Below are 13184 nucleotides of genomic sequence, written 5' to 3' on the forward strand. Positions count from 1 at the left end.
ATGGGGTGATGCTCCTGTTTGGAATGAGCTACATATGTCTACAGATTTTCCAACTTATTGGGATTAGTCACACACACTTTTTGTCCTATAACCCTAAAAAGGTCTCCCTAAGATTTAGGGAGACCTTTTGTGTTTTGTAGAACTGATTAGATGGTACTAAAAGCTATTAAAACCAAATTCTTCAATTTCTTCAATATTTAGTAGTTTTACGGTACGACCTGTAATGTCGATAATGCCTTCATCACGTAAACGGCCTAGTTCACGGCTAAGCGCTGTGCGAGATACGTTGAGCACCTCGGCCATTTGCTCACGGTTGTGCGGCAATTGGATTGTTTTAGAGTGTTGGCGTTTATAAATATCTGTTAAGTATGCGAAAATCTTCTCACGCATCCCTTTTAATGTAAGATAATGTACTTTTCTCGTTAAGAGAATTGCTTTTTCCGATAAGTCTTCTAATAGATTAGATAAGATTGTCGTTTGACATTGATGGCATTCTGGCAATGTTTCGATGAACGTTTCAAGTGGTATGAACATAATTTTTGTAGCCTTTGTTGCTTTAATCGTAGCAGGCCATAAAGGTTGCTTACTGAATAGTAATGCTTCGCCGAATATATCGGATTGCTCTAGATTGGCCATGATAACACGTTGGCCCATTATATTTTCTCGAGTTAAAAGAGCACTGCCTTCTAAAATAACGCCAATGCCATCCATTGGATCACCCGAGAGGGCGATGAAGTCATTTTTCTTGTAGCTATGAACAATTACTTTAGCATTGTGTAAATAGCCACGCAATTCATTTTCTCCAAGTTTGTTGAATAGCGGGCAATTTACGAGGGTAGGCATATATTGATTGATAATATCTTCAGAAAGTATTTGCTTCATAAGTACCTCCGATGTGACAAAGTCTATAGCAATTAAAAATGATTATTGTATAATAGAAGTATAGGACCAAATGGTCTACCTGTTCCACAAGGGGAGCCAGGAAAAATTTTTGAAAAAGTTTTTATTTGTTGCTCAAGCTACAGAAATTGTATCACCTTTACGTTATACTTTCAAATGTAATCGAACAGAGAACTGATAAAACATCAGTGTAATGTATAGGTTTTATATTATCTAGCTTGAATGCGAGGAAGTCTCGCAAAGGAGGATTTTAAATGAGCATGTTCTGTTATCAATGCGAACAATCTGCAGCACCAGCTGGTTGTACAGTACAAGGTGTATGTGGTAAAACTGCACCGGTTGCAAACTTACAAGACGAATTAACTGCTGCTTTGGTTGGCTTGGCTCGCGCTTTAGACGTAAAAGGCCACACTAAAGAAGGTATCGATTATTTAATGCGTGGTTTATTCATGTGTGTAACAAACGTTAACTTCTCTGAAGACCGCGTTCAAGCGTTCATCGACGAAGTAAACGCTTACCATGCACAAGTGGACAGCACTCAACAAAACTTTGATTGGGAACAATTGTGGAAAGGTGAAGAAGATATCGTATCCCTTCGTTCCACATTATTGTTAGGTATGCGTGGTATGGCTGCATACGCATGGCATGCTGCTCGCCTTGGTTTCCACGATGCTGACGTTGACGCTTGGTTCGTTAAAGGTCTAGTTGAAATGGCGAAAGATCACAGCGCTGAAGAATGGCTTGGTCTTTTGATGGAATTCGGTGAAGTTAACTTGAAATGTATGGCTGTTCTTGACAAAGCTAATACAGAATCTTACGGTACACCAGTACCAACTACAGTACCTTTGACTGTAGAACCAGGTCCTTTCATCGTTGTAACTGGTCATGACCTTCACGACTTGAAACAATTGTTGATCCAAACTGATGGTAAAGGTGTAAATATCTATACTCATGGTGAAATGTTGCCTTGCCACTCTTACCCTGAATTGAAAAAACATCCTCAATTAAAAGGTAACTTCGGTACTGCATGGCAAAACCAACAAAAAGAATTCGTTGACGTTCCTGGCGCATTCTTGTTCACTACAAACTGCATTATGCCACCAAAAGAAAACTACAGAGAAAATATCTTCACTACAGATATGGTAGGTTTCGACGGTTGTGCACACATCGAAGAAAATGCAGATGGTACAAAAGACTTCTCCGCAGTTATCAACCGTGCTATCGAATTGGGCGGCTACAAAGAAGCTCAAGAATTCACTGGTATTAACGGTGGTCATGAAGTAACTACTGGTTTCGGTCATGGCACAGTATTGGGCATTGCTGATACAGTAATCGACGCTGTAAAAGCTGGCGCAATCAAACACTTCTTCTTAGTAGGTGGTTGTGACGGTGCTAAAGTAGGCCGTAACTACTACACAGACTTCGTAAAACAAACTCCAGAAGATACAGTAGTATTGACATTGGCTTGTGGTAAATTCCGTTTCAACGACCTTAACATCGGCGAAATCGGTGGTATCCCTCGTATCCTTGATATGGGTCAATGTAACGATGCTTACTCCGCTATTCAAGTAGCAGTAGCTTTGGCTGGTGCCTTTGAATGTGACGTAAACGACTTGCCATTAACATTGGTATTGTCCTGGTACGAACAAAAAGCGGTATGTATCTTGTTAACATTGTTGGCATTGGGTATCCGCAACATCTATATCGGCCCATCCTTGCCTAAATTCTTCTCCAACAATGTATTGAACATTTTGGTAGAGAAATTCCAATTGCATCCAATTACAACTCCAGAAGCTGACTTGAAAGCTATCTTGGGCTAATCGGATCATTAATCTGTTAACCACAGTCCTACTTCCCCTCTCTTTTATGATTTAGGACTGTTGTTATAAATAACGCACCTAGGGTTCGCCTTAGGTGCGTTTTTTACTATTTTTGTGAAAGCCATCTTTCGAGCATTTGTATATTGATGGGGCTCGATATTAATACGACAACTAGGTTATAAATGGGCACAACCTATCTCACGCCTCCATACGACGCGTAAGTCGGCCCTCAATAGGTGGTGTCCGTTAGTAAAACATTTGTAGAACATAAGTCCCATCAATATACTGCCCCTTTGATAGTTTTTCACATAAATAGTAGTCCCTCGTAGGCGCACAAAGATGCCCCTAATGTGCATATAGACATTGGTCAATGTTGATTGTTATACTATAGGTAAAGTAAGAATTTTCTCACATTATTTATGTGTATATAGAGGCGTGTATGAATAGTATTTTTGATATTATAGGGCCTGTTATGATTGGTCCGTCTAGTTCGCATACAGCGGGTGCTGCGCGGCTAGGTAAGATGGCGCGGTGTATTTTCCGATCCACTCCTAAAAAGGTAGATTTAACGTTATATGGTTCTTTTGCGAAGACCTATAAAGGTCATGGTACAGATCGTGCTTTGGTAGGCGGTTTGTTAGGTTATAAAGAGGATGATACAAATATTCGCATCGCTCATGATTTAGCCCGAAAAGAGGGGATGGAGTATACTTTCATCGAGTCTCCTTTAGATGTTGGTCATCCTAATGTAGTTCGTTTTGATATGTATGATGACCATAATCGTCATATGACTGTTATCGGTCGATCTCTCGGTGGTGGTCAAATTATGATTACCGAAGTGGATGGTAATGATATGTCTATCACCGGTGATGAGTTCACGCTCGTCGTATTCCACGAGGATCGCCCTGGTGCGATTTCTCTTATCAGCCAAGCCTTGAGTGAGTCCGATATTAATATTGCAACGATGCGTGTATTCCGTAAGGGTAAGCACAAGGATGCAGTCATGGTCATTACTACCGATACGGTGGTAAATCCAATTACAGTTCAGTTTATGCGCGAGTGTCCAGGCATTCAAGACGTCATGACCTTTGAAGCGTTATAGGAGGGTGAATAATGAGCTATGCATATGATACAATTGCAGATATTATTCGCCTAGCTGAGGAAAATAACATTTCCTTTGGCGATGTAGTGCTGCGTTATGAATTAGAAAATTATGACCGCAATGAAGAGGCGGTTATACGAGAAATTGAGCATCGCTTAGATATTTTTGAAATGTCTATCCAAGATGGTATTTCATATACTGATAAAACGGCGTCTGGTATGTCCGGTGGTCAGGCGGCACAGCTTGACGGTCAATCTCCACGTTTTATGAGTGAAATTGCGTACAAGGCGATGACCTATGCTATTGCTGTAAACGAGGCAAATGCCAAAATGTTTCGCATCGTTGCCTGTCCAACAGCGGGGTCTTGTGGTGTTATGCCTGGTGCTGTGAAAGCCGTGGCTGATCACTATCAACTAGATAAATCTACTGTAGTGAAAGGTTTCTTAGCTGCTTCCGGCATTGGTAATGTAGTGGCGAATCGCGCTTGTGTGGCTGGCGCCGTTGGTGGTTGCCAAGCAGAAATTGGTACGGCCGCTTGTATGGCTGCCGGTGCCATTGTAGAAATGATGGGCGGTACGCCTCGTCAAGTAGGACATGCTATCGCATTGTGCATGAAAAACTTATTGGGCCTTGCCTGTGATCCAGTAGCAGGGCTTGTAGAGGTACCGTGCGTTAAACGTAATGGTTTCTATGCAGTTCATGCCATTACTGCATCTGAATTGGCTTTGATGAATATTGAAAGTCAAATTCCACCAGATGAAGTTATTGAAGCAATGAATAATATCGGTCGCGCTATGCCAGCAGCATTGCGTGAAACAAGTGATGGCGGCCTTGCGGTAACACCGACGGGTACAGCTATTGCAGAACGAGTGCAATCCTTATAGGATTGCACTTTTTTCATGCTTTCATTTGTAGTAAAATAAAAGTTAGACTAGTTCGGAAAGGAGTGTGCATGATGGAACAGGCCAATCGAATATTGACTGTATTAGAAGAAGCAGGTTATGAAGCCTATATCATTGGCGGAGCAGTGCGTGATATTTTGATGCATCAAAAGCCTCATGACTTTGATATTGTGACGTCTGCACGCCCTGATACGGTAATTGAAGTCCTACGCGGTCAAGATATTCAAACGACAGACTTAGTAGGAAAATCCTTTGGTGTAGTAGTAGCTACACTAGAAGGAAAGCAATATGAAATTGCAACGTATCGCACTGAACGATATGGAGCAGATAGTCATCGACCAGAAGAAATCGCTTATGCCGATACCTTGGAGGAAGACGTGTTGCGTCGCGACTTTACGGTCAATGGCATGGCTATGAATCGTTTTGGTGAGGTCATAGACCTAGTAGGGGGACGTCGAGATATCAAGCATAAGACTTTGCGAACCATTGGCAATGCACAGCAACGCTTTGAAGAAGACGCATTGCGATTATTTAGAGCATGCCGCTTTGTGGCAAAGCTAGATTTCTTACCTACCGAAGACTTATTAGAAGCTATGCCAAAGGCATTTCATCGTGTGCCTGGGTTATCTCTCGAGAGAGTTCGTAGTGAACTGGACCGACTCCTGTTAGAGCCTGCTGTGGCTAAGGGCCTTGATGTATTAGTACAATCTCGCTTGGCCGAGTGCTCTTGTCGCGTTGTAGAAAATGGTGTCGCTCGTGAAGTACCTATTTTACCAGAGCTATACCATCTTGTGAATTTACCACAAGAAAAAGACTTTCACGAATTTGATGGTTGGTATCATACATTAGCCGTTGTATCTCATACAGAACCAGATTTGATATTGCGTTGGGGTGCACTGTTACACGATGTAGCAAAGGGTATGCCGGCGGTACGAGCTGTTATTAACGGACGTTTAACGGATCGTGGCCATGATACATTAGGTGCTGAAATGACAGAAACCTTGCTTACTCGTTTAGGTTACCCTAAGGCTTTTGTGCGCCGTGTAGCTTGGATTGTAAAAAATCATATGCGCTTTCACTATTTTGTACAAAATGGGGAAGCTAATGAGAAGAAGTGGATCCGTAAAGAGGCTCGCAGCGGTGAGTTTCGCGATAGTCAAATTATGCGAATTGCATGGGAACAATTATCTAAGGTTTGTGCTGCCGATGTGTTAGGCTGTGGGAAGCCTTATGCAGCGACTGATGGTACCTTAGCCTTTGGTGAATGTATGGCAGATCTTAGTTTAGAGATGCCTATCCATACAAAGGATTTAAATTATGACGAACGAGTTATTAAGCTTGCAGGGGAAAAAGTGGGGGAAGGATTGCAGTATTTATTAGGTCAAGTACAAAATGGAGTGATTCCCAATGAACCAGATGCATTATATGATGCATTAGACCATAAGTTACGCCGTCCAGTGGAGAAATGATGAAGTTATTAAATAAAGCGTTATTACGCATGAGTGATTGGAGTCGCACTACGTGGTGCCTTGCCATACTCATGACCGTTGCCTTCGTCCTTATTGGGCGTTTAGCACAGTTACAGGTCTTTGATACCTTTGACCTAGAGAAGAAAAACTTATTACAAGTTCAAGTAGATAGAAAATTACAATCGCCGCGCGGTACAATCTATGACCGTAATGGCAAGCCGTTGGCCATGAGTGTAGTTACAAAATCTTTATATGCGGATCCGAAGATGATTAAACAGTCTCCTCAAGAGATTGCGGATCTCATCTCACCGTACGTAACGATGTCAAAAGAGAATATTGTGAAAGCTTTGCAAGAGGATACCGCCTTTGTCTGGTTGAATCGTATGATGGATGCAGACAAATCAAAAGCGGTACAACAAGTTATTAAGGATAACAATATTGCAGGCCTCAATTTCGTTGAAGAATCTAAGCGCTATTATCCAAATGGTGTCTTAGCGGCACAAGTATTAGGCTTTGTCGGCACTGATGATAAAGGTCTTGATGGTCTAGAAATGGTTCTTGATGACGAATTAAAGGGGGGCGTACAACAAGAAATTGTAGCTACTGATAATAAAGGGAATGCCATCTTTGGTTCCGTACTATCTAAATTTTTACCAGATAAGGGTAAAAGCGTAACCTTAACCATCGATGCAACAATTCAATTTATTGCAGAACGCGCTCTTGATAAGGCGATGGTTGATACAGGAGCTAAGCATGCGAGCGTTATCGTTATGGATCCAAAGACCGGTGAAATATTAGCGATGGCCAATCGTCCAAGTTATGATCCTAATAATTACAACCAAAGTGGCGAAGAGGCTTTTAAAAATATTGCGGTTACCAATTTATATGAACCAGGTTCTACATTCAAACCTATCATTGCATCTGCAGCTCTTGCAGCAGGCAAATGGAAGTTAGACACTGTGTATAACGATAAAGGGGCCTTCGCTGCCAATGGACATATCATTAGAAACTGGAATGGTGAGGGATATGGTCCTGTTCGTTTGCTAGATATTTTGAAGTACTCTATTAATACTGGTATGGCTGAAATTGGTACATTAACAGGCGCAGATATTCTCTCGAAATATGTACGTGATTATGGCTTTGGTTCTGAAACAGGTATTGAATTGCCTGGTGAAGGAGCAGGTATTTTGTATAATCCAGAGGATATGAGTAAGCTAGACGTTGCGACTATGTCCATCGGTCAAGGTATTGCGGTTACACCATTACAAATGGTTCGCGCCTTTGGTGCACTTTCTAATGGTGGGGCTATGATGAAACCACATATCATCAAGTCTTATAGTAACTCTCAAGGCGATGTTACAAGTACGACTGAAACATCTGTTGTGGGACAACCAGTTCCGGCGGAAACCGCTAAAACCATTGTAGATATTCTAGAAAAAGAAGTATCCGAAGGTGGCGGTACAAAAGCGATGGTAGAAGGTTATCACTTCGGCGGTAAAACTGGTACGGCGCAAAAACTAGATACCAAACATGGCGGTTATCTCGACGGACAATACATTGCGTCCTTTATTGGCTTTGGCCCTGTAGAGGATCCAAAATTTGTAGTTCTTGTCGTTATTGATGACCCACAAAAGGGTTCTTTTTATGGTAGTCAAATTGCAGCCCCTGTATTTAAGGACATCGTATCTCAACTTGTACGGTATTACCAAATGAGTCCGTATGTTAAAGAAAGTACACCAGTAGCTGTTAAAGCTGCTAATACATTACCTGAACCAAAACCGGGAAGTGATGGTTCTGTTACATTGCCTAACTTTACTGGTTTTACCTATGGTGAAGTGCGTGATTGGTTACATAAGGCGGGACTTGCCTTTAAACCGGATGGAACTGGTACGGCTACATCTCAAGATGAAAGTAGCGGTACAACTGTTCAGGCTGGTACAGCAATTACTGTTCATTTCCGTAGATAAAACGAATTCGGTCATAATTAGAAATTATAGACAGTTCGTTATATAATAGAATAAGAGACTTAGGTGCCTCTCCGGAGGCACCTTATTTTATAGATAGTTTGAATGAATGGAGATACTTATGATCGAATTACGCGGTAAAGCAGTAGCAGACGCTCACAAGGCGATTTTACAAGAAAAAGTTGCAGCAGTTGGCGACTCTGTAATTACTATGGCAGTATTACTCGTTGGTGAAGACCACGGTGCTCATATGTACGCTACATTTATGGAAAAGACAGCCAAGAACTTTGGCTATGGCTTTGTGTTAAAACAATTACCTGAAACGGCTACACAGGATGAAGTAGTTACAGCATTGCAAGAATTAAATAATGATGCGGCTGTTCATGGGATTTTACCGTTAATGCCGATGCCTAAACACATTGATACAGAGGCTCTTATCGATATGCTAGATCCTAAAAAAGATATCGATGGTCTAACTACGTATAATATTGGTCTTGTAACTGCCGGTAAAGGTGGCTTTGCCCCTTGTACTGCCAAGGCGTGCATGGCGATTTTAAACCACTATGATATTCCTGTAGAGGGTAAACATGTGGTAGTAATCGGTCGTAGCCAAGTGATTGGTAAGCCGGTAGCTCTTATGACACTTGGTGCACATGGTACGGTTACAATGTGCCATTCCAGAACCCCTGATTTGGCAGAACAAGTAAAACGTGGCGATATCGTTATTGCTGCAGCGGGTCGTGCTCATATGATTACAGCAGATATGATTAAGCCAGGTGCTGTTGTTATCGATGTAGGCATTAATGAACTAGAAGGTAAGACGGTAGGCGATGTTGATTATGAAGCGGTAAAAGATATTGCGTCTGCAATTACTCCAGTGCCTGGTGGTGTAGGCTCTGTAACGACTACTATGATGCTTGAAGCTGTATATGAGGCATACCATGCATGAGATGTCTATAGCAGAAGGTATACTTGATGTAGCCCTCGATACATTGCGCCAACACGATGCATCTGTGATTCATTCCGTTCAACTCGATTTGGGCCTTATGAGTGGAGTAGAGCCAGATTCTCTCCTATTTTGCTGGGAAGCCGTTACAAAGGGGACTGCAGCAGAAGGTTCGCGTATAGAAATTAATACGATTCCTATTGAAGGAAAGTGCTTGGATTGTGATAAAACATTTCCTGTAGAAAATTATAAGTTTATCTGTCCCTATTGTGACAGTCATTTCGTACAAACCATTGGTGGCCGCGAACTACAAGTGACCTCCATGGATATCGATTGATAGAAAGGTTAGGACATGCAAGTTCAAGTTAAAACCAATGTACTGGCAAAAAATGATGCCATTGCAACGTCCTTACAACAGTTGTTTAAGGAAAAAAATATATTTGTATTTAACTTGTTAGGTTCTCCAGGGGCTGGCAAGACATCTCTTTTAGAGGCTACCTTACAAGATTTAAAAAAGGATTATCGTTTGGCTGTTATTGAAGGTGATTTGTTTACCGCTAAGGATGCAGAACGAATTCATGCCTTAGGCGTGCCTGTTATCCAGATTAATACTGTTGGTGGTTGTCATCTCGATGCACAGATGATTCAAGATGCCTTAGGTGATCTAAATCTTGATGATCTTGATATGATCATTATCGAAAATGTAGGCAATTTAGTATGTCCTGCAGAATTTGAGATTGGTGAAAGTATGAAGGTAACAGTTTTATCTGTTACTGAAGGGGAAGATAAACCCCTTAAATATCCATTAATCTTTAAAGAGTCTAAGGCCATCCTCATTAATAAGATTGATTTGTTGCCGTATGTGCCTTTCAAAAAGGAACAGGCCATACAAGATATTCGTAATTTAAATCCTAATGGAGAGATATTTGAAGTAAGTTGCACGGCCCATAATGGTCTTGAACCTTGGCTGACATGGTTGCGTGCACAATTGGAGACTAATCGATGAACTATTCTATGAAGAGTCGTATTGTAGCGGCCCTCCTTGTAGGTTTATCTGCTACTACTATCGGCTATGCAGAGGAGCCTGCAATTTCTACAGTTAACCCTTTTGCAGTAGAAAGCACTGATGAAACGAACGAGGCGGCACAAGATGCTGCAATTGGTCAAGGTAGCGGAGAGGCATCTGGCGAAGCCGATAGCTTAGCCTATCTTGATAATGCACCCATAAAAGTGGTTAAACCTGAAGCAACGACTAAAAATGAGCGCACCAAAACAGGTTGGTTGGCCGAACAAATGGCAGTTACTGAATTTGGTGACTCTATACAGTTCTGGCAAGCGGCTAGTGAAAATGAAGGGCCGTTGCCGAGCATTACTCAAAATAATTTAGCAGATATTGGTAAGTCCTATACCGCTAATGATTTGCCATCCTTAGGTTCTGAAGATGATTATGCTATTGCTACCTACCGCTTGGGCGACAAATTTGTCGTGCCTAAAGATGTAGACAAGACAGAAGTACGAGATAACTTTACTACCTATCATATGAAAGATCTTGCCGTGACTGTATATACAGGTCCTTCTGTAGAGCGCTTGGTAAATGATCCATTGCGTGGTCAAGGGGCGACGTATTTCTTTGAACCAAATACTATTACTAATATTCATAGTACGAAAAAAGGCGTCAATACTGTACGTGATATTGGCCCTGGTAGCACGCGTATGGAATTGGTATTTGCTTATGGCAGTCCTAATGCGATGTGGCGTGATCAAAAAAATGAGACATATATTTTCCTTTATGAAGGTCATTCTGAAAATTCATGGCCACAAAAAAAGGATTTTAAGAGTCCTGTAGAGAATACAAATAGTAATAGCCAGCAACAATCTATGCTTGGTCAACAAAAGGAATATATTGCTTTTACCATTAAACAAAGCAATATAGAGGCTGTTGATATGATTAGTGGTCAAGTATGGCCTAGATTTGGTTTACCAAAAGCACCGGTATATGATTTCGAAGCGGGCAAATTGACTGCTGATGACTTCGTATTGCGTGGCTTACAGCTAAATGATCACTTCATCAACGATTCTAATAATGACTGGAAACATCAGGGCATGCTCTTCGGCTCTGCGTTCATTGGCTATAATGAATACGGCGTAAGTGTAGATAAAAAGAACCTCATCAATCGTGTACTATTAAATATTTACACGCCAACACGTCGCGGTATTGCGATGGGCGATACTAAGTATTTATTGCTCTTTGTGTACGGTATGCCAACTCGTATCGTTGAATCTACAACGAATTCGGGCACGTCTACTGTATATGAATATAAAAATCCAGCGGCAAGCAATTCTTATTTACAGTTTGCCCTAGATGAAAAAAACCAATATATCAAATCCGTTATGTTATCTGACCGTCCGGTTAAGTAGGACAGGTCGCAGCGAGGAGGCAAAGGATATGGTTACTGTACAAGATGTAAAAGAACGTTGGGAAAAAATTCAAAACGATGATGAACGTATATTGTTTATCGTTGGTGGTCCAGGTTCTGGTAAAAGTTTGCTAATTCGTGAATTGTCCGAGCAAAAGGGTTGGAAATACTTGGAAGCTAAACAGCTTATCGAAGAAGAATTCCTACTTGTGCCTCGTGATGAACGTCCTCAATTAGCAGAAGAAGTTATTTGTCGTGCTCTTAGCCGTAGTGATACTGAAGTAGTATTGCTCGATGGCATTAATGTATTCTTTGCGCCAATCTTAAATTTAGAACCATTTGAATTACTAAAAACTATTAGTAAGAAGTATCCTATTGTCGTTGGCTGGCGTGGTCACCTTGAAGGAGATCAGTTGTACTTAGAACATAACAATGATCCAAAACATGCTGTAGTTACTATTGCACATCCAGATCATGTTGTTGTAATCGACTAACTACAAAATTGAACATATTGGTAAAATATAGGGAAAACTATAAATGTATAAAGAGGAGATAGATTACTATCTCCTTTTTTGGTTGCTTTTTTAATAACTACTCCATAAAAGCTTGAAACTAAGGTATTTTATGTGGGTTTTATGAAATGTAAATTTTTTTTGACAAAATACTTGCATAGGGTATCGTTTCATGTTATTATGATTAAGCACTAAGGGATACCGCAGTGAACGAAAAAAAGCTTCAAAAAAGTTTTTAAAAAGTTCTTGACACTTAGTGTGGCAGATGATACAATTCATCTTGTCGTAATGATGCTGGCGTAGCTCAATAGGTAGAGCAGCTGACTTGTAATCAGCAGGTTGTGGGTTCAATTCCTATCGCCAGCTCCATTTTATTTATGGAGGGATTCCCGAGCGGCCAAAGGGAGCAGACTGTAAATCTGCCGTCTTCGACTTCGAAGGTTCGAATCCTTCTCCCTCCACCATCTATAGCGGGGTGGAGCAGTTGGTAGCTCGTCGGGCTCATAACCCGAAGGTCGCAGGTTCAAGTCCTGTCCCCGCAACCACAAATATTCACAGTGAAATGATCGTTCATTGTGCTGGTGTAGCTCAGTCGGCAGAGCGTATCCTTGGTAAGGATAAGGTCACCGGTTCAATCCCGGTCACTAGCTCCATACATGGCGGCATAGCTCAGTTGGCTAGAGCAATCGGTTCATACCCGGTGTGTCCGCGGTTCAAGTCCGTGTGCCGCCACCATTAAACCTCACGTTGGTGAGGATTTTTTTATTTCTACCCATAATATTAAGGCTATAATAGTAATACTATAATATTTAATCTTTATTACTAAGAAAAATACTAAGAAAGATTAAGATTATAAAGTAAGAGATGTGACGTTATAAAATAAAGTCGATAGATAGGAGTGACTCGTATCTGTCGACTTTTTTGTGCTTTTGTATATATGGTATAATAATTTGTAGGGGAATGTTATATTCCATTGATAAATTAGGGTTAATATATTATATTAATACTAGAATGTAATTTGTTTTTGTGAAGGAGGATACAATCCTAATGGCAAAAGAAAAATTTGAACGTACGAAACCGCATGTTAACATCGGTACAATCGGTCACGTTGACCATGGTAAAACTACTTTGACTGCTGCAATCACAAAAGTA

12 protein-coding genes and 5 tRNA genes are annotated in these 13184 nt (G+C 41.0%); 16 read left to right on the top strand and 1 reads right to left on the bottom strand.

Annotation, left to right across the window (positions count from 1 at the left end; all coding sequences use genetic code 11):
* Positions 1 to 156: 156 nt before the first annotated feature.
* Entirely contained in the window at positions 157 to 882 is a 726-nt protein-coding gene (locus KH364_RS09140) for a Crp/Fnr family transcriptional regulator (RefSeq protein ID WP_009352426.1), read from the bottom strand.
* 272 nt (positions 883 to 1154) lie between these two features.
* On the opposite strand from KH364_RS09140, the gene hcp reads away from it, so the two are divergent.
* From hcp to KH364_RS09220, 16 genes are all read left to right on the top strand, one after another.
* Complete coding sequence (gene hcp, locus KH364_RS09145; RefSeq protein WP_009352266.1) at positions 1155 to 2720, top strand: hydroxylamine reductase; 1566 nt, start codon at positions 1155 to 1157, stop codon at positions 2718 to 2720.
* Positions 2721 to 3159: 439 nt separating this feature from the next.
* Positions 3160 to 3822: an L-serine ammonia-lyase, iron-sulfur-dependent subunit beta gene (gene sdaAB / locus KH364_RS09150; protein WP_273299396.1), complete on the top strand. Its 663-nt coding sequence runs from the start codon at positions 3160 to 3162 to the stop codon at positions 3820 to 3822.
* A gap of 11 nt (positions 3823 to 3833) precedes the next feature.
* Positions 3834 to 4706, top strand: coding sequence for an L-serine ammonia-lyase, iron-sulfur-dependent, subunit alpha (sdaAA, locus tag KH364_RS09155; protein ID WP_273299397.1), 873 nt, complete (start codon positions 3834 to 3836; stop codon positions 4704 to 4706).
* 68 nt (positions 4707 to 4774) lie between these two features.
* Complete coding sequence (locus KH364_RS09160; RefSeq protein WP_273299398.1) at positions 4775 to 6193, top strand: CCA tRNA nucleotidyltransferase; 1419 nt, start codon at positions 4775 to 4777, stop codon at positions 6191 to 6193.
* On the top strand, positions 6193 to 8160 hold the full coding sequence (locus tag KH364_RS09165; protein ID WP_273299401.1) for a penicillin-binding transpeptidase domain-containing protein: 1968 nt from the start codon (positions 6193 to 6195) through the stop codon (positions 8158 to 8160). Before KH364_RS09160 ends, KH364_RS09165 begins: the two co-directional genes overlap by 1 nt.
* Positions 8161 to 8278: 118 nt before the next feature.
* Positions 8279 to 9106, top strand: a complete 828-nt coding sequence (locus tag KH364_RS09170; protein WP_060924355.1) for a bifunctional 5,10-methylenetetrahydrofolate dehydrogenase/5,10-methenyltetrahydrofolate cyclohydrolase — start codon at positions 8279 to 8281, stop codon at positions 9104 to 9106.
* Positions 9099 to 9440 carry a hydrogenase maturation nickel metallochaperone HypA gene (gene hypA, locus KH364_RS09175; RefSeq protein WP_005385455.1) on the top strand — a complete coding sequence of 114 codons (342 nt, stop codon included), beginning with the start codon at positions 9099 to 9101 and terminating at the stop codon, positions 9438 to 9440. Before KH364_RS09170 ends, hypA begins: the two co-directional genes overlap by 8 nt.
* 15 nt (positions 9441 to 9455) lie before the next feature.
* Complete coding sequence (hypB, locus tag KH364_RS09180) at positions 9456 to 10109, top strand: hydrogenase nickel incorporation protein HypB (RefSeq protein ID WP_105081601.1); 654 nt, start codon at positions 9456 to 9458, stop codon at positions 10107 to 10109.
* The gene (locus KH364_RS09185) at positions 10106 to 11521 is read left to right on the top strand and encodes a hypothetical protein (RefSeq protein WP_273299399.1); all 1416 of its coding nucleotides are present in this window, start codon (positions 10106 to 10108) and stop codon (positions 11519 to 11521) included. The genes hypB and KH364_RS09185 overlap by 4 nt, the downstream gene beginning before the upstream one ends.
* A 28-nt stretch (positions 11522 to 11549) precedes the next feature.
* The gene (brxF, locus tag KH364_RS09190; RefSeq protein ID WP_273299400.1) at positions 11550 to 12014 is read left to right on the top strand and encodes a BREX-3 system P-loop-containing protein BrxF; all 465 of its coding nucleotides are present in this window, start codon (positions 11550 to 11552) and stop codon (positions 12012 to 12014) included.
* A 311-nt stretch (positions 12015 to 12325) separates the two neighbouring features.
* Positions 12326 to 12401: transfer RNA gene (locus KH364_RS09195), tRNA-Thr, on the top strand.
* A 10-nt stretch (positions 12402 to 12411) separates the two neighbouring features.
* Positions 12412 to 12496: transfer RNA gene (locus KH364_RS09200), tRNA-Tyr, on the top strand.
* A 5-nt stretch (positions 12497 to 12501) separates the two neighbouring features.
* Positions 12502 to 12577: transfer RNA gene (locus KH364_RS09205), tRNA-Met, on the top strand.
* A 32-nt stretch (positions 12578 to 12609) separates the two neighbouring features.
* A tRNA-Thr gene (locus tag KH364_RS09210) sits at positions 12610 to 12685 on the top strand.
* 5 nt (positions 12686 to 12690) lie between these two features.
* Positions 12691 to 12767, top strand: a tRNA-Met gene (locus KH364_RS09215).
* 312 nt (positions 12768 to 13079) lie between these two features.
* Positions 13080 to 13184: GTP-binding protein (locus KH364_RS09220; RefSeq protein WP_227041794.1), on the top strand; the 105-nt coding region annotated here is incomplete at its 3' end.

This window comes from Veillonella sp. oral taxon 158 (assembly GCF_018376515.1).
Taxonomy (GTDB): Bacteria; Bacillota; Negativicutes; order Veillonellales; family Veillonellaceae; genus Veillonella; species Veillonella rogosae.